The sequence below is a fragment of the Actinomadura darangshiensis genome, from assembly GCF_004349235.1.
GTDB lineage: Bacteria > Actinomycetota > Actinomycetes > Streptosporangiales > Streptosporangiaceae > Spirillospora > Spirillospora darangshiensis.
On sequence record NZ_SMKY01000205.1, the window covers coordinates 1 to 16,455 of the forward strand.

A 16,455-nucleotide genomic window follows, 5' to 3' on the forward strand; every position below is an offset into this window, starting at 1 on the left:
GTACGGGGCCGGGGCGGCGGACGAACTCGGCGATCAGGCGGCGGGTGACCGACGGGGCGAGGAGGGACTCGCCCGAGGCGACGATCCGGATGGCGGACAGCAGGTCGGCGGGCGGGGTGTCCTTCAGGAGGAAGCCGCTCGCGCCGGCGCGCAGCGCCGAGTAGACGTAGGTGTCCAGGTCGAACGTCGTGAGGATGAGGACGCGGACGTCCGGGAGGTCGGCGCAGATGCGCCGGGTGGCCTCGATGCCGTCCATCTCGGGCATGCGGACGTCCATGAGGACGACGTCGGGGCGTTCGCGGGTGGCGAGGGCGACGGCCTCGGCGCCGTCGCCGGCCTCGCTGACGGTGCGCAGGCCCGGCGCGGTGTCGATCAGGACGCGGAAGCTGCCGCGCAGCAGGGCCTGGTCGTCGGCGACGAGGACGCTCAGATCCAACGGGTTCCCTAGGTCTCGTACGGGAAGGCGGCGGACACGGCGAAGCCGCCTTCGGGGCGTGGGCCCGCGGTGAAGTCGCCGCCGTACATCATGACGCGTTCGCGCATGCCGATGAGCCCGTGCCCGTCGCCGCCGGGCAGGACGCGGACGCCGGGCCCGTCGTCGGTGACGTCGATGCGCAGGTGGAGGCCGGACGCCTTGACGCGGACGCGGCAGCGGGCGGGGGCGGCGTGCTTGACGACGTTGGTGACCGCCTCCTGGACGATGCGGTAGGCCGAGAGCGCGACGCCGTCGGGGAGGTCGCCTGCGTCGACGTCCAGGTCGACGTGGACGCCGGCCATCGCGGCGCGTTCGGCGAGGCCGGGCAGGCCCGCGAGGCCCGGGGACGGTGCGAGGTCGGCGGCGCCGGTGCGCAGGACGCCGAGGAGGTGGCGCATCTCGGCGAGCGTGCCGCGGCTGGTGGACTCGATGACGCGGAGGGCGTCGAGGGCCTCGTCCGGGCGGGCCGAGGCGACGTGGACGGCGACGCCGGCCTTGACCGCGATGAGGCTCATGCTGTGCGCGACGACGTCGTGGAGTTCGCGGGCGATGCGGAGCCGCTCGTCGGAGACGGCCTGGTCGGCGAGCCGGCGGGCGGAGTGGGCGGCCTGCGCGCGGCGTTCGCGGACGACGCGGCCGAGCGTCCAGGACGCGCCGAGGACGGCGATGCCGAGCAGCGGCCTGCCGATGTCCTCGGCCTGCCAGTCGGCGGGTCCCACCATGGCGCCCGCGAGGATGAGGACGGCGCTGACCACGCCGATCATCGGGGTGGGGATCCAGCGGCGGCGGCGCCGGGTGAGCGCGACCGGGTAGAGGGCGAGAGCGGCGGCGGCGTAGGAGTCCCAGGGAAGGCCGAGCAGCAGCGTGGCGGTGGAGGCGGCGAAGACGGCGGCGAAGACCGGGAGCGGCCAGAGCCGCCGCACCGCGAGGGGCAGGCCGGCCAGGGCCGTGAGCGGGACGACGAGGGGCAGGGAGGCGCCCGTGTCCGCGGGGATGGTCAGCAGCAGGAGCGTGTAGAGGATCGCCGCCCCGGCGTCGAGGCCGATGAGGCCGCGCCGGCTGAGCCGCTTGAAGAGCGGGGACCGCAGCTCGGATTCGTCCACGTCACGACGGTAGCCGGGGAATGTGGGCGGCCGCCTCGTGCCGGCGGACGTCATACCCAGGGCGGAGGCGGCGGGCGCGGCTCGGAGCACGGTCGCACGCGGGTTTCCCGCCCGCGTTCCGATGTGCGGAGGGGACGTCCCGTACCACCCTCGATCGCATGATCGAAGTACGTGAGCTGACGAAGCGCTACGGCGGGACGACCGCGGTGGACCACCTGTCCTTCGTCGTGCGGCCGGGGACGGTGACGGGGTTCCTCGGCCCGAACGGGGCGGGCAAGTCGACGACGATGCGCGTCCTGCTGGGCCTGGACAAGGCGACGTCCGGGGCGGCGCTGGTGAACGGGGACCGGTACACGGCGCTGCGGCGGCCGATGCGGGAGGTCGGCGCGCTGCTGGACGCGGGCGCCGTGCAGGGCGGGCGCCGCGCGTTCGACCATCTCGGCTGGCTGGCGCGCAGCAACGGGATCGGGGCGCGGCGGGTGACGGAGGTCCTGGAGCAGGTGGGCCTCGCCGGGGTCGCGCGCAAGCGGGTCGGCGGGTTCTCGCTCGGGATGCGGCAGCGGCTGGGGATCGCGGCGGCGCTGCTGGGCGACCCGGGCGTGCTGATGTTCGACGAGCCGGTGAACGGGCTGGACCCGGACGGCGTCCGGTGGATCCGCGAGCTGATGCGGGCGCTGGCCGCGGACGGCCGGACGGTGCTGATCTCCAGCCATCTGATGAGCGAGATGGAGCTGACCGCCGACCGGCTGGTCATCATCGGCCGCGGGCGGCTGATCGCCGACACGTCGGTGCGGGAGCTGGCGGACCGGTTCCGCCGCGGGGTGCTGGTCCGCTCGCCGCGCCCGGCCGAGCTGACCGCCGCGCTCACCGCCGCCGGGGGCGCCGTCGAGCCCATGCCGGACGGCGCCGTCACGGTGACCGGGCTGGACGTCGCCGCCATCGGCGACATGGCCGCCGCGCGGGGCATCCCGCTATACGAGGTGACGTCGCACAGCGCGTCGCTGGAGGAGGCGTACATGGAGCTGACCGCGGACAGCACCGAGTTCGGGGCCCCGCTGGAGAGGCAGGCATCGTGATCGACGCGTTCGCGGCGGAGTGGTACAAACTCCGGACCGTCCGCTCGACCGTCGCCATCCTCGGGACGGTCGCCGGATTCATGCTGCTCTGCCTCGTGTGGTCCTGGTACGTGGCCCGCTACTGGGACGGCCTGTCGGCGGCGCGGAGGGCGACGGCGCAGGCGGCCGCGGCGGAGCAGCCGCTGGCCGTGTCGCTGCCGGTGTGCGCGGTGGTGCTCGGGGCGCTGGCGCTGACGTCGGAGTACTCGTCCGGGATGAACCGGACGACGCTGGCCGCGCTCCCCCGCCGGCCGACGCTGTTCGCGGCGAAGGCGGGCGTGGCGGGGGCCCTGATGCTCGTGGCGGCACTGGCGTCGCTGGCGGTCGGCTCCGGGGCCGGGCACGTGATCGTGGGCGACCGGGCCGTGCCCACGTTCCAGGGGCCGGCCGCCGATGTCGCGGCCCATCTCCTGTGGCTGGGGCTGACGACCGCGGCGATCACGCTCGTCACGTTCGGGCTGGGCGCGGTGCTGCGCTCCACGGCCGGGACGATCACGGCGGGCATGGCGATCCTGTTCGTGCTGCCCGCCCTGGCGCAGCTGCTTCCCGGCCCGTGGGACGAGCGGGTCTGGTCGGCGCTGCCCGGCAACCTGTCCAACCAGATCGCGGGCACGCCGGGGTCGTCCGGCGGCCACGGCGTCCTGGATCCGCCCGTCGCGGTGGCGGTCCTGGTGGCGTACGTGGTGGTGGCGCTGGGAGCCGGCGCGTACTCGTTCGCGCGCAGGGACGCGTGATGGTGGACGCCGTGGCCGCCGAGTGGCGGAAGCTGCGTTCGGTTCGCTCGACCTACTGGGTTCTGGCGGTGACGGCCGTGTTCACCGGTTTCGTCCTGCTGCTGGCCGTCCAGATGGCTCATGTGTGGGACGGTCTGTCCGCCGAGCGCCGTGCCGACCTCCTGCTGCGTCCTCTGCAGGAGCTCGGCGGGTGGGTGGCCTCGCTGTGCCTGGCGGTCCTGGGCGTTCTGTTCATCACGTCCGAGTACCGGACGGGCATGATCCGCACCAGCCTCACCGCGCTCCCGAGGCGCCGCACGCTGCTGCTGGCGAAGGCGGCCGTGATCGGGGCGGTCGCACTCGTCGCCGGGGAGGCGGTGACGGTCGGCTCGTTCCTCGGGACCCGGGCCGTGATCGGCGGCCGGCCGTTCCCGGACCAGAAGGCGTCCATCGCGCACGACCTGCCGGGGTTCCTCGTCGCGGGCACCGTGGTGCCGGTGTTCGCGCTGCTCGGCCTGTCGCTGGGCGTGCTGCTGCGCTCGACGGCGGGATCGCTCGTGTCGGTGGTCTTCCTGTGGCACGTACTGCCGCTGCTCGTCTTCCAGCTGCCGGAGCCGTGGAGCGAGCGGATCGGATCGGTCATGCCGGGTGGCCTGGCGCACCAGATCGCCGGTCTCGGCGCGGAGAACTCCATCTATGGGGATCTGCTGCCCTCCGGCACGGCGGCGGCTGTCCTGATCGGATACGCACTAATTCCGCTCGGTTTAGCGGCATTCATCCTTGTTAGACGCGATGCATAATGCGGCCGGCACACCAACGGCGGCGTCCCCTGGCGGGGCGCCGCCGTTCGTTCGTCCGGCCGGGCTCGTCCGGCCGGCAATCGTTCGTCCGGCCGGGCTCAGCCGGCCTGCAGCGAGGTCGCCCGGACCGCCAGGCGCTCGCGGAGCATGTCGATGGCCTCGTCGATGCGCGGCGCGGCGGCCTGGGCGCGCACGCGCCGACCGTCCAGTTCGACGACGGCCTGGGCCAGCGCCGGGCGCGGCAGCGACCGGTCGGCCACGACGCTCAGCGTGACCTGCACGGACGTCACGCCTCGGGCGGCCGCGAGCGCCTCCAGGACGGCCCGTTCGGCCGCCGCGCGCTCGTGCGCCGAGACGTCGCCCGAGGTCAGGAACCGGATCTCCGGTCGCTCACGGGTCGCGTTCATATGTTCTCCCAGATGCGCGTATGTGATCGCTTGTCTGAATTCCGGCGGCTGTGGCCGCCGCTCTGAAGGAAGAACGCCGCGGGAGTCCCTGATCACGCCCGGCCGGGACGAGAGCTTCGTCACTCGGACACCGCGCCGCGTGCCGCCCCGGCACGGAATGTTCACCGAAATACGGCACCGGCGACATTCACGTGTATCCCGACGATCTGCGGAATGGCCTGTCAGGATTGGCCGCCCGCAATGCCGGCGGACACCCGGGAATTAGTGCGCCAACGGGCTCGCGGCGGGCAGGGAAATGACCGCCCGGCCGGGTCCGCGGTGACGATAGCGCCACGGTCCGCAGCCGCCCGGCCACCGACAGCACTGGTCACGGGACCGACCGCCGTCCGGTCCGTGCAGAGAGCCCTGGTCCGGCGCATCGGAACGGTTGCGCATTTCATACTTCCCAAAAACGCGTCCGCATCCTCTAACATAGGGCGGTGCCGTTCCGCCCTAGACCGTCCACCTTCGACTGGCTGGTGACCCCTTGGCCCAGGATTCAGCTGCCTCCCCACCTCCGTCCGAAGGTGATCCGGACGGACGGCTGATCGATTATCCGCGCCGCGGCGGCCCCACCGTCCTGCGCATTCTCCTCGGCGCGCAACTGCGCCGGCTGCGCGAGGCCCGCGGCATCTCCACCGAGCAGGCGGGCTACGAGATCCGCGGCTCCCACTCCAAGATCAGCCGGATGGAGTTGGGCCGGGTCGGCTTCAAGGAACGCGACGTCTCCGATCTGCTGACCCTCTACGGGGTCTCCGATCCGGCGGAGCGCGCGCCGCTGCTGACGCTGGCCAAGGAGGCCAACACCCCCGGCTGGTGGCACCGGTACGGCGACGTCCTGCCGGGCTGGTTCGAGGTCTACCTCGGCCTGGAAGAGGCCGCCTCCCTGCTGCGCACCTACGAGTTGCAGTTCGTCCCGGGCCTGCTGCAGACCGAGGACTACGCGCGCGCCGTGGTCCGGCTCGGTTACTCCGACGCCTCCGACGAGGAGATCGAGCGCCGCGTCCGGGTTCGCACCACCCGGCAGGACCGGTTCACCTCCCCTGGCGCGCCGACGCTGTGGGCCGTGCTGGACGAGGCCGTCGTGCGCAGGCCGCTCGGCGGCCGCGACGTGATGCGAGCTCAGCTCAGGCACCTGATCGAGGTGTCGGAGCTGCCCAACGTGACGCTGCAGATCGTGCCGTTCGGTGCGGGCGGGCACGCCGCCGCAGGCGGCCCCTTCACGATCCTGCGCTTCGCCGAGCCCGGCCTGTCCGATGTCGTCTTCCTGGAGCAGCTCACCAGCGCGCTCTACCTCGACAAGCCGACCGACGTCGACACCTACATGCGGGCCATGAACAACCTGTGCATCACGGCGGAGCGTCCCGACGACACCGCGCAGTTCCTGACGGGCGTCCTGAACGACCTCTGATCCGCCGGGGCCGGTCCCCCGGCTCAGCCCGCCGGGGTCAGGAGGCGTCCCCGTCGAGGACGCGCTGGTCCCGGCTGCGGCTCCCGCCCCGGAACTCGGCGATGACCGCACCGTCCGGGACGCGGCGCACCGTCACGTCGTAGATGCCGCTCCGTCCGTACCGGGCGCGCTCGACCGCCGTCGCCTCCAGGACGTCCCCGCCGCGCGCGCTCGCGACGAACACCACGTCGGCGGACGCGGCGACCGTCACGGCGTCATGGGTGTTGCACGCGTAGGCGAACGCCGAGTCGGCCAGCAGGAACAGGTAGCCGCCGTGGGCGATCCCGTGGCCGTTCACCATTGTGTCGGCGACGGTCATGCGCAGCCGCGCGCGCCCCGGCGCGATCTCGGTGACCTGCATGGCGAGGTCCTGCGCGACCTTGTCCTGGGCGTACATCGTCTCGGCGCACCGCCGCGCCACCTCTGCCGCATCATCCACCAGGCCAGGGTAATGATCGTGAGTGGAGCCGCGTACCGCTGGGAAGGTCACCGTGGGTCCACGTCGACTAAGGAGGACCAATGCTGTACGGCAAGGAACACGTCGAGCGCTACCAGGAGACGGACGGTGCGGAGGGACACGACTGGCAGGGCACCATCACGCTCCTGCTCACCACGACCGGGCGGCGCAGCGGCCAGGAGCGCACGACACCGCTGATCTACCAGCCCGAGGGCGACGCTTATCTCATCGTCGCGTCCAAGGGCGGGGCGGACGAGCCGCCGCTCTGGTACCGCAACCTGGAAGCCCAGCCGGAGGTGAAGGTACAGGTGAAGGGGGACAAGTTCACCGCGCGGGCGCGCACGGCGACCGCCGAGGAGAAGCCCGCGCTGTGGCGGAAGATGGTCGCCACCTGGCCGCAGTACGACGAGTACCAGCAGAAGACGGACCGCGACATCCCGGTCGTCGTCCTCGAACGCGTCTGAGCGGCCGGGCGGCGCCGTTCACTTTCGCACCGCCGCCCGGACGTGTAGCGTCGGCGTAGAACATGCTTTCGACCGCCGTCCGTCCGACGCAGCCGAGGTGCCGAGGTGCCGACGTCACACAGCTCTGACACCGACCGCGCGGCCGGCACGGGCGACGCCGAGCCGCTCCCACCGCGGCTGCTGCGGCGCTGGGAGATGGGGGCGCCGGAGGAGGCGTCCCCGCTGGACGCCGGGCCCGGCCGCCGGTGCTGGCGTGTCGGCGCCGCCGCGGGAACGTTCTTCCTCCGGGAGTACGCGAGCCCCGACCGGCGCCGGGTGCTGTTCCGCCACGGCGTGACGGCCGCGCTCGACGCCGCGGGCCTGCCGGTGCTCGCGCCGGTGCCGGCGCGCGGCGGCCGGACACTGGTCACCTCCGCCGGCCGCGGGTACGTCCTGCACCCGTGGGTCGGCGGCCGCGGCCGCGGCGGGCTGGAGCTGACGTTCGCCCAGTGCGAGGCGCTCGGCGGGCTGCTCGGGCGGCTGCACGCCGCGCTCGACGAGCTGACGCCGCCCGTCCAGCAGAGCATGCTCGTGCCGACACCGCGCGCCGCCGACGCCGCGTCGGCCGTCGAGGCGATGCTGCGGGACGTCCCGGGCGACGGCGACGGCACCGACTTCGACGCGCTGACCGGCCGCCGCCTGCGCGAGCGCCGCGGCCTGCTCGCCGAGTTCGCCGGCCACCAGCCGCCCGACATCGAGGTCAGCACGGTCGGGCATCTGCACGGCTCGTTCCACGCCGGGCACCTGCGGTACGGCGGGGCGGGCAACGTCACCGCCGTCCTCGGCTGGGACGGCCTGACGACGGGCCCGGTCGCCGGTGAGGTGGTGCGGTCCGCGGCGCGGCTGTTCGCCTGCGAGGACGAGCGCGGCCTCGACCTCGACCGCGTCCAGGCGTTCATCCGGGGGCACCGCTCGGCCTTTCCGCTGGACGCCGGGCAGATCCAGTCGGCGGTGCACCGCGAGTGGTGGGAGCGGCTCTGCGACGTCGCGCCGCTGCGCGACCGCTACCTGGGCGACACCGGCACGGGCGGGCGCGGCCCGGCCTCGCTCGTGAACTGGTGGTCCGCACAGCTCGAACGCACCCTCGACGCGTTCGCCGCGCCGTACACCGCCGGGTACGCCGACGCGCCCGGCGACAGCCCCGCCTACGGCTGACGGCCCCGCCCCGATCGGGCGCCACGGCGTTCCACGCTCTCCGGCGGGTAGGGGCCTTCCGGGATGCGGGCGGCGCGCCCCTTGTGGCAGGCTGGTCCCGCACGGTTCTGTATCGGACAGTCCAAAAGGAGTGGAAGATGACTCAGGTCGCCCTGCTCGGCACCGGGATCATGGGCGCCGCGATGGCGCGGAACCTGCTCAGGAACGGCCATCGGGTCGCGGCGTGGAACCGCACCGCGGCCAAGGCGGAGCCGCTCGCCGCGGACGGCGCCGTCATCGCGGGCTCCCCCGCCGACGCCGTCCGGGACGCCGAGGTCGTCATCACGATGCTGAACGACGCCGGAACGGCCCTGTCGGTGCTGGCCGACGCCGCGCCCGCGCTGCGCGCCGGGCAGGTCTGGGCGCAGATGGGAACGGTCGGCGTCGCGGACGTGCCGGCGCTCGCCGGGTTCGCCGCCGAGCACGGGCTGACGTTCGTGGACTCCCCCGTCCAGGGCACCAAGCAGCCCGCCGAGCAGGGCAAGCTGATGATCCTCGCCGCCGGGGCGCAGGACGCGCGCACCGTCCTGGAGCCCGTCTTCGGCGCGGTCGGCGGCCGGACCGTGTGGCTGGACGAGGACGGCGCGAGCGGCGCGGGCACCCGGCTCAAGCTCGCCGCGGTGAGCTACGCCATCTCGCTGACCTCGGTCGTCGCCGAGTCGGTCGCGCTGACGCGGGGCCTCGGGCTCGACCCGGCCCTGCTGGGCGAGATCCTCACCGGCGGCCCACTCGACTGCGCCTACCTGCAGACCAAGATGAAGGCGATGCTCGCCGGGGACTTCGAGGCGAGCTTCGCCGTCCGCAACGCCGAGAAGAACACCCGGCTGATCCACGAGTCCGCCGAGGCGGCCGGCATCCGCGTCGACGTGAACGACGCGGCCGGCGCGCGGTTCCGGCGCGTGATCGAGCAGGGCCACGGCGACGAGGACATGGCCGCCACCTACCGCGCGAGCTTCGCCGGCTGACGGCCCGGGCGCGCCGGCGGGTGCGGGCGCCGGCCGCCCGGGTGAGGATGGTGGGCATGGACGTTCTGAGCAGCCGAATCCTGCTTCGCCCCGGCGACCCGGCGCGCACGCGGCGCTTCTACCGCGACGTGCTGGGGCTCGCCGTCTACCGCGAGTTCGGTCCGGCGGACGCGCCCGGCGTGGTGTTCTTCCTCGGTCCCGGCTTCCTGGAGGTGTCGGGGCACGGCGCGGGCGGGACGGGCCCGTCCCCGCTGATCTGGCTCCAGGTCCGGGACGTCCGGGCGGAGCACGAGCGGCTCGCGGCGGCCGGGGCGCGCGTCCTGCGAGAGCCGCGCGAGGAGCCGTGGGGCCTGGTCGAGATGTGGATCGAGGACCCGGACGGCGTCAAGATCGTTATCGTGGAGGTTCCGGAGGCGCATCCGCTGCGCCGCGACCCGCGCCCATGACCCGGCGGTGACGATGACCGACGACTACTGGAACCACAACACGCACTATCACGGCGTCGTGCTGCGCAACGTGCCGCGCGGGTGCGGTGCGGCGCTGGACGTCGGCTGCGGCGACGGCCTGCTCGTCCGCCGCCTCGCGCCCCGCGCGGCGCACGTCACCGGGCTCGACCGGTCGGCCGAGATGGTGGCGACGGCCGAGAGGCTGAGCGAGGGCGTGGACAACGTCGGCTTCGTCGAAGCGGGGCTCCTCGAGTACGACCCGCCGGAGAACCACTACGACTTCGTCTGCAGCGTCGCCGCCATCCACCACATGGACTTCGTCAAGGGCATGACGGCGATGCGCGACGCCCTCCGTCCGGGCGGGAGCCTGGTGGTGATGAGCCTCGCCAACAACAAGGGGCTGCGGGACTGGGCGTTCTCCGGGCTGGGCGTCCCGGCGCACCGCGTCCACCGGCTCCGGAACCTGCGGCGTGCGGGTTCGCCGGACGCGCCGATCGCCGACCCCGACATGACCTGGGGCGAAGTGCGGGACGAGGCGCTGCGGCTGCTGCCCGGCGCCGCCTTCCGCAGGCACCTGCTGTGGCGGTACTCCATCGTGTGGCGCAAGCCGCGCTGACCCCGCCAGGGCACGGCAAAGCTGGAAAACACTGGAACTGTCGGGAAGCACCTGTACTGTCTGCCGCATGTCCCGGTCCCCCGGCGCCTCGTCCCCCGACGAGCTGGAGACGCGCATCGCCGAGCTGCGCGCCTCCGTGCGGCGGGCCATGGCGTCCGGTGACCGGCAGAAGGCCCGCGAGCTGCGCGCCGAGCTGCGCAGGACGGAGAGCGCGTGGGACGACGCGGTCCTCGGCGGCGGCAGCGGCGACCCGGAGGAGGGGCGCGGGCTGCTGCCCGTCCGGGAGCAGGTCCACCAGGCGCTCACCCTGCTCGGCGCGCCCGCCGCGCCGAAGCTGATCGGGTCGGTGTACGCGGCGTTCTTCCCTGGCGCCATCCCGGGGAGCCGGCTGACGAGCCTGCGCCGCGACGAGGAGCGTTCGTTCCGCACCGCCCCCTACGCGCGGCCGTACTACCTGTGCGCCGCGCTGACCGCCGACCTGCTCGCCCCCGCGCGCGGGCTGCTCACCGTGAGCACCTGGCCGCTGGAGCAGCGGATCGTCGGGCCGCTCAGCCCGCGCGCCGACTTCCTCTCGTCCGCGGTCCGGCTCGCCGAGCACGCCGGACGCGGCGCGCCGGACCCCGGAGTGCAGCGGCTGCTGTGGCGTTTCGCGTCCAACATTCCCGGTGCGGTCACCGGTACGGTCGGTACAGTCGATCCGGCCGCGCTCGCCGAGGCCGCCCGGGCCGAACTGGACGTGCACCGCGACCCGGACCGGCGACGGCGCGAGTCCGCCGCCGCACGCGCCCGGGAACGGCTCGACGACGCGGAACGGCTGTTCGGCAGCCGGCTGCGGGCCCTGCGGGCGGCCGGCCGGCGCCCCGCCACCAATGGAGAGACGGACCGATGACCGACACCGCGCCGGACCTGGACCGGCTGCGCGGCGGTGCACCCCCGCGCAATCACGACGCCCGCACGATCGCCGCGCTGACGTCCAACCCCGGGTGCGCGCGCCGCGGGGTGATGGACGCGGCCGGCGTCGACAAGGACGCGGTGGCGCGGGAGCTCGGGTTCCCCGCGCCGTTCGGCCAGTCGCAGTTCGCGATCACGCGCGGCAACGCGTTCGAGGCGCAGGTGAAGGCGGACGGGTGCGCCGAGCTGCTGACGCTGCTGCGCGAGCGGCTCGGCCTGGACGTGCCCGAGGTCGCCTACGACGACCTCGAGGTGGTCGCGGGCAACGAGGGCCGGGAGCTGCGCCACTCGCGGACCCGGCGGCTGGTCGCCCGCGCGCTGGAGAACGGCGAGGGGACGCTGTTCGACCATCCGCTGCTGCGGCTGGAGATCGCCGGGCATCCCGCCTACCTGGAGCCGGACGTGATCGCGTTCCAGCTCGCGGGCCGGCTGCACGTCATCGAGGTCAAGTCGTTCGCCGTCGTGGACGGGCAGGCCGAGCCGGAGCAGGTCGCCGCGGCGGCCCGGCAGTCGGCGGTGTACGTGCTGGCGCTGCGCCGGCTGGTGGCGGAGCTGGGGCACGACCCGGCGCGCGTCTCGCACGACGTCTTCCTCGTCTGCCCGGAGAACTTCTCGAACCGTCCGACGGCGACGCCGCTGGACGTCCGGCCGCAGCTCGCCGTCCTCGAACGGCAGCTCGCGCGCCTCACCCGCATCGACGACATCCTGGCGGAGCTGCCCGGCGACCTGACGTTCGACCTCGGGGAGTCGCTCGCCGCGTCGGTCCGCGCGGTCGACGCCCGGTACGCGCCCGAGTGCATGTCGGGCTGCGAGATGGCGCTGTTCTGCCGGGACGAGGCCCGCGCGTGCGGAGCGACGGGCGCGCTCGGCCGGTCGGTCCGCGACGACCTCGGCGGCGTCGACACGGTCGGCACCGCGCTGGGGCTGGCGGACGGGTCGCTGCATCCGTCCGACGACCTGGCGGAGACGGCCGACCAGCTCCGCGCCGCCGCGCGGCTCCGCGCCGAGGCTCTGCAAGGGGTCGCGTGATCCGTCGATGAGTGCGCTGTCCTCGCTCGCGCGGTTGCAGGCGGTGGCCGCCGGGATCGCGCAGCCGCTCGCGACCGTGCGGCACTGCCACGTCTCGGACGCGCCGCTGGTGCTCGTCCCGCTGAAGCTCGCCGGTGAGGCGGCGGCGCCGCTGGCGGTGATGCTCGGCAGCGACCCCGGCGATCCGTCCCTGCTGGTCGTGCCGCAGCCGCGCAACCGCGACCTGCGGTTCGCGTTCGCGGCGAGCCTGGCCAAGCTCGTCCTGAACCACATCGAGACGAGCCGGGGCGCGGTGGAGGAGCTGCCGCCCGGCAAGGAGGGCGAGGAGCGGATCCGGTACGGGGACGCGCCGCAGCTGCTCGTGCCGAACCGGGGCGGTGTCGCGTTCCTGCGGATGATGGGCCGGTCGACGCGGTTCCGCAGCACCGAGGGCCCTTACGCGGTCGAGCCGGCGGTGCCGGTCCTCGGCCGGTGGCTGACGTGGTTCGCCGACCGGCACGACCATCCCGGGTCGTCGCTGATGGGCGCGGTGACCGAGCTGCTGCGGCTGCACTGGGCGACCGGGCAGAGCTCGCTGGAGGACGGCAACCTCGCCGCGCTGACGGGCTGGATCGACCCGCCGGCCGGCCTCGACGGGCCCGCCGCGGCGGCACGCGCCGAGGACCCGGTCGTCTGGCCGCCCGCGGGGCCGACGACCGACCCCACGTTCGACAACGAGGTGCTCGCCCCCGCGATCGCCGGCTACGACCGATCCGGCGGCGACTCCCGCGCCGGCGAACGGCTGCACGCCGCGATCGCCGGCCAGCTCACCCCCACGTGGGACCTGATGTGGCGGGCCGTCGGGCTGCTGCGCGCGCTGCCGGAGGGGGCGAGCGTCCCGCGGCGGTGGGAACGCGACCGGGACGCCTTCACCTACTACCACCAGACGTTCGGCGAGGCGTATCCGCAGGCGCGCCGCGACCCGCCCGTCCGCGCGGCGCGCCGCCTGCACGACCTCGAACGCGCACAGGACGCCTACGACGCGCAGCGGGCGTTCGACGACCCCCTCGTCATGGCCGAGCACCGGCTGTCGGGCCAGGCGTTCGGCGGGACGGTCACCGAGTGCGACCCGGCCCGGCTGGACGAGACCGGCAAGCGGCCGAAGCTCCGGCCCCTGCTGCGGGTCGCGACGCGCGACCCGGTCCGGCTCGACGCAGGCGCGACCGTGTGCAGCGCGGACAGGCCCGCACTCAAAGGGAGGATCGTGGAGCTGGACGACGACGGCGGCGTGGTGCTGGAGCTGACCGGCGGAATGGGCCGCAAGCTGGTCCCGGAGGCGGGCGTCGTCCCCGAGGTCGGCGACCGGGTGTGCTTCACGTCGCTGACGGAGGGCTCGTTCGGCGCGGCGAAGTTCCCCGACCGGGAGGACACGCCGTGGACGCACGGCGGGCCCCCCGGGGAGTACGTGCCGACCGACGAGGACGCCGAAGAGGACTGGTCGTGACCGAGCACGCGCGCCCGGTGACGGCCGACGACCTGGACCCGGCCAAAGCGGCGGCGCGGGTCGTGGACGGCGTCCTGGCCGACCTCGGCGGCGGGCACCGCGGCGTGGTGGTCGACTCCCCGCCGGGTGCCGGCAAGTCGACGCTGGTGGTCCGCGCGGCCGCGCACCTGGCCGCGGCGGGCGAGCGGCTGATGATCGTCGCGCAGACGAACGAGCAGGTCGACGACCTCATCGAGCGGATCGCGGGCAAGCACCCGGGGATCACGCTGGGACGGCTCTCGGCGTCGGGGTACGTCCCGTCCGAGCGGGTCCTGGCCCATCCCGCGGTGCGGGTGGCGCAGAAGGCCGACGACCTGGCCGAGCACACCGTCGTCATCGCGACCGCCGCGAAATGGGCGACGCTGTCCGACGGCTCGTGGCCCTGGGCGATCGTGGACGAGGCGTACCAGATGCGCTCGGACATGCTGCTGCGCATCGCCGGGCGCTTCGAGCGGGCGCTGTTCGTCGGCGACCCGGGCCAGCTCGACCCGTTCTCCACCGTCGAGGTCGAACGCTGGGCGGGCCTGACGTGGGACCCGATGCGCAGCGCCGTGTCCGTCCTGCTGGCGCACAACCCGGAGCTGCCCGTCCACCGGCTGCCGGTGTCGTGGCGGCTGCCCGCCTCGGCCGCACCGGTCGTGTCGCGGGCCTTCTACCCGTTCACCGGGTTCCGCGCCGGGACGGGTCCGGGCGACCGGCGGCTGGAGTTCGGGGCGCGCGGCATGGGCACCACCTACGACCAGGCGCTCGAAGAGGCGGCGGCCACCGGCTGGGCCCTCTACGAGCTGCCCGCACGGCACACGCTGCGCACCGACGCCGAGGCCGTCCGCGCGACGGCGGCGCTCGCCGTCCGGCTGCTGCAGCGCGGGCCCGTCGCGCACTCCGAGCAGGGGTCGGGCCCGGTGGACGCCGCCCGCGTCGCGATCGGCGCCGCGCACCGCGACCAGGTCACCGCGATCCGCGCCGCGCTCGGCCCGCACGGCGACGGCATCACCGTCGACACCGCGAACCGGCTCCAGGGCCGCGAGTACGACGCGACCGTCGTCCTGCACCCGCTGTCGGGACGCCGCGACGCGACCGCGTTCCACCTCGAGTCGGGGCGCCTCTGCGTCCTGGCCTCACGGCACCGGCACGCGTGCGTCGTGGTGGCGCGGGCGGGGATCCCGGAGCTGCTGGACGCGCACCCGTCCGCCGAGCCGGTGCATCTCGGCGTGCCGGTGAAGTTCCCGGACGGCTGGGAGGCGAACCAGTCGGTCCTCGCCCACCTCGCCGCGCACCGCGTCGCGGGAGGCTAGGCGGATCCCGCCGTCGCGGCCCAGCGTCCGCGGTGCCGGGTGATCGTGATCGGGTGGTCGAAGCACGCGCTGACCAGCTCGGTCGTGAGGACGTCGCCGGCCGGGCCGGAGGCGAGCACCTGCCCGTCGCGCAGGAGGAGCGCGTGGCTGGTGCTGACGGGCAGCTCCTCCAGATGGTGCGTGACGAGGACGGTCGTCAGCCCGGGGCGGTCGGCGCGCAGCTGGTCGATGCCGGCGAGGAGGCGCTCGCGGGCGGCGACGTCCAGGCCGGTGGCGGGCTCGTCGAGCAGCAGCAGCGGCGGGTCCGGCATCAGCGCCCGCGCGATCAGCGTCCGCCCGCGCTCCCCCTGCGACAGGGTCGGCCAGCGGGCGTCCGCCCTGGCCGTGAGCCCCATCAGCTCGACCAGCCCGTCGGCGCGGCGCAGGTCGCCGTCGGACGGCGTCCAGCGCGGGACGAGCTCGATGGTGCCCGTCACGCCCGTGAGAACGATCTCCCGGACGGTCCGCGCCGACTCCAGCGGATGCCGCGGGTTCACCTGCCCGATCAGCTTGCGCAGCTCCTGCACGTCCACCCGGCCGAGCCGGCGCCCGAGGATCTCCGCCGTGCCGCGCGTCGGATGCGTGTACGCGCCGAGGATGCCGAGCAGCGTGCTCTTGCCCGCGCCGTTCGGCCCGATCAGCGCCCAATGCTCGCCGCGCAGCACCGTCATCGTGACGCGGTCGAGCAGCGTCCGCCGCTCCCGGACAAGATCGATCTTGTCGGCGTTCAGCACGACCTCGGACACGCGGACCTCCCCCGGGATTGACGATCTTCAACGTACCCGAGTGCCGCCGCGCGGTACGAGCGGGCGTCCGGCCGGATACTGTGAGAGCCGGTGCCTCAGCGATCAGGGGGAGGGACATGGAGGACATCGGCTTCATGTGCGCCCAATGCGGCGGCGAGGTGCACGACGTGACCCACAACCGCGAGGGCTCGCTGGACGGCGTCGGCTACCGGCACAACCGGCGCGTGGAGCCGTGGGACCACGAGCTGGAGCTGGCGGTCGGCGAACCCGCCCCGCAGGACCAGCACTGCGACTTCTGCGGCTCGGACGGGCCGAGCTGGCTCTACTACCCCACGCTCGACCCGGACGACACCGACATGTTCGAGGTCGAGCTCGACACCACGCACCTGTCCGACGACGACACCGCCGTGGCCGTCCTCAACATGCTCTATCCGTGGTACGCGTGCGACACGTGCTCCGTCCTCGTCGCCGACCGCAACATCGACGTCCTCATCGACCGCGCCCTCGACCGCACCCCCGTCCCCGAAGACGGCCCCGTCGGCGAGGAGACCGTCCGCGCCCGCCTCCAGGGCTCCCTCTCGGTCTTCTTC

At 74.1% G+C, this 16,455-nt stretch carries 19 protein-coding genes; 14 read left to right on the top strand and 5 right to left on the bottom strand.

What is annotated here, in order from left to right; genetic code table 11:
- On the bottom strand, nt 1-436 hold a 436-nt coding region (locus E1293_RS32620), incomplete at its 3' end, for a response regulator (RefSeq protein WP_207939219.1).
- A gap of 8 nt (nt 437-444) precedes the next feature.
- Nucleotides 445-1,578, bottom strand: coding sequence for a sensor histidine kinase (locus tag E1293_RS32625; protein WP_207939220.1), 1,134 nt, complete (start codon nt 1,576-1,578; stop codon nt 445-447).
- Nucleotides 1,579-1,736: 158 nt separating this feature from the next.
- On the opposite strand from E1293_RS32625, the gene E1293_RS32630 reads away from it, so the two are divergent.
- Genes E1293_RS32630 through E1293_RS32640 form a run of 3 tightly spaced genes read left to right on the top strand, consistent with a single transcriptional unit; the run spans nt 1,737 to nt 4,206 of the window.
- Nucleotides 1,737-2,654 (top strand): ATP-binding cassette domain-containing protein, encoded by a 918-nt coding sequence (locus tag E1293_RS32630; protein WP_132201469.1) that lies wholly within the window; start codon nt 1,737-1,739, stop codon nt 2,652-2,654.
- Nucleotides 2,651-3,427 carry an ABC transporter permease gene (locus E1293_RS32635; RefSeq protein ID WP_132201471.1) on the top strand — a complete coding sequence of 259 codons (777 nt, stop codon included), beginning with the start codon at nt 2,651-2,653 and terminating at the stop codon, nt 3,425-3,427. The genes E1293_RS32630 and E1293_RS32635 overlap by 4 nt, the downstream gene beginning before the upstream one ends.
- Complete coding sequence (locus E1293_RS32640; RefSeq protein ID WP_132201473.1) at nt 3,427-4,206, top strand: ABC transporter permease; 780 nt, start codon at nt 3,427-3,429, stop codon at nt 4,204-4,206. Before E1293_RS32635 ends, E1293_RS32640 begins: the two co-directional genes overlap by 1 nt.
- A 98-nt stretch (nt 4,207-4,304) precedes the next feature.
- Here the strand turns inward: E1293_RS32640 and E1293_RS32645 are convergent, their stop codons facing one another.
- Complete coding sequence (locus tag E1293_RS32645) at nt 4,305-4,613, bottom strand: hypothetical protein (protein ID WP_132201475.1); 309 nt, start codon at nt 4,611-4,613, stop codon at nt 4,305-4,307.
- Nucleotides 4,614-5,196: 583 nt separating this feature from the next.
- Between E1293_RS32645 and E1293_RS32650 the strand changes: the two genes are divergently transcribed.
- Nucleotides 5,197-6,063, top strand: coding sequence for a helix-turn-helix domain-containing protein (locus E1293_RS32650; RefSeq protein ID WP_132201493.1), 867 nt, complete (start codon nt 5,197-5,199; stop codon nt 6,061-6,063).
- 37 nt (nt 6,064-6,100) lie between these two features.
- Here E1293_RS32650 and paaI read toward each other — a convergent pair whose 3' ends face one another.
- Nucleotides 6,101-6,499, bottom strand: a complete 399-nt coding sequence (paaI, locus tag E1293_RS32655) for a hydroxyphenylacetyl-CoA thioesterase PaaI (protein WP_132201495.1) — start codon at nt 6,497-6,499, stop codon at nt 6,101-6,103.
- Between the two features lie 122 nt (nt 6,500-6,621).
- On the opposite strand from paaI, the gene E1293_RS32660 reads away from it, so the two are divergent.
- The 9 genes from E1293_RS32660 (at nt 6,622) to E1293_RS32700 (ending at nt 15,080) form a co-directional block, all read left to right on the top strand.
- On the top strand, nt 6,622-7,023 hold the full coding sequence (locus E1293_RS32660; protein WP_132201477.1) for a nitroreductase family deazaflavin-dependent oxidoreductase: 402 nt from the start codon (nt 6,622-6,624) through the stop codon (nt 7,021-7,023).
- 105 nt (nt 7,024-7,128) lie between these two features.
- Nucleotides 7,129-8,217, top strand: a complete 1,089-nt coding sequence (locus E1293_RS32665; RefSeq protein WP_243716883.1) for a phosphotransferase enzyme family protein — start codon at nt 7,129-7,131, stop codon at nt 8,215-8,217.
- A 137-nt stretch (nt 8,218-8,354) separates the two neighbouring features.
- Entirely contained in the window at nt 8,355-9,221 is an 867-nt protein-coding gene (locus tag E1293_RS32670) for an NAD(P)-dependent oxidoreductase (protein ID WP_132201479.1), read from the top strand.
- Between the two features lie 56 nt (nt 9,222-9,277).
- Nucleotides 9,278-9,667 carry a VOC family protein gene (locus E1293_RS32675; protein WP_132201481.1) on the top strand — a complete coding sequence of 130 codons (390 nt, stop codon included), beginning with the start codon at nt 9,278-9,280 and terminating at the stop codon, nt 9,665-9,667.
- A gap of 13 nt (nt 9,668-9,680) precedes the next feature.
- A complete protein-coding gene (locus E1293_RS32680; protein ID WP_132201499.1) occupies nt 9,681-10,283 on the top strand; it encodes a class I SAM-dependent methyltransferase in 603 nt (200 codons plus the stop codon).
- A gap of 67 nt (nt 10,284-10,350) precedes the next feature.
- The gene (locus E1293_RS32685; protein ID WP_132201483.1) at nt 10,351-11,172 is read left to right on the top strand and encodes a hypothetical protein; all 822 of its coding nucleotides are present in this window, start codon (nt 10,351-10,353) and stop codon (nt 11,170-11,172) included.
- Nucleotides 11,169-12,263 carry a hypothetical protein gene (locus tag E1293_RS32690; protein WP_132201485.1) on the top strand — a complete coding sequence of 365 codons (1,095 nt, stop codon included), beginning with the start codon at nt 11,169-11,171 and terminating at the stop codon, nt 12,261-12,263. Before E1293_RS32685 ends, E1293_RS32690 begins: the two co-directional genes overlap by 4 nt.
- Nucleotides 12,264-12,270: 7 nt before the next feature.
- The gene (locus E1293_RS32695) at nt 12,271-13,746 is read left to right on the top strand and encodes a hypothetical protein (protein WP_132201487.1); all 1,476 of its coding nucleotides are present in this window, start codon (nt 12,271-12,273) and stop codon (nt 13,744-13,746) included.
- Nucleotides 13,743-15,080 carry an AAA family ATPase gene (locus E1293_RS32700; RefSeq protein ID WP_243716884.1) on the top strand — a complete coding sequence of 446 codons (1,338 nt, stop codon included), beginning with the start codon at nt 13,743-13,745 and terminating at the stop codon, nt 15,078-15,080. The genes E1293_RS32695 and E1293_RS32700 overlap by 4 nt, the downstream gene beginning before the upstream one ends.
- Here E1293_RS32700 and E1293_RS32705 read toward each other — a convergent pair.
- Complete coding sequence (locus E1293_RS32705; protein ID WP_132201489.1) at nt 15,077-15,865, bottom strand: ABC transporter ATP-binding protein; 789 nt, start codon at nt 15,863-15,865, stop codon at nt 15,077-15,079. The two genes, E1293_RS32700 and E1293_RS32705, sit on opposite strands and share 4 nt — an antisense overlap.
- A 116-nt stretch (nt 15,866-15,981) precedes the next feature.
- Here E1293_RS32705 and E1293_RS47870 point away from each other — a divergent pair.
- A partial coding sequence (locus E1293_RS47870; RefSeq protein ID WP_165978499.1) for a hypothetical protein occupies nt 15,982-16,455 on the top strand: 474 nt, incomplete at its 3' end.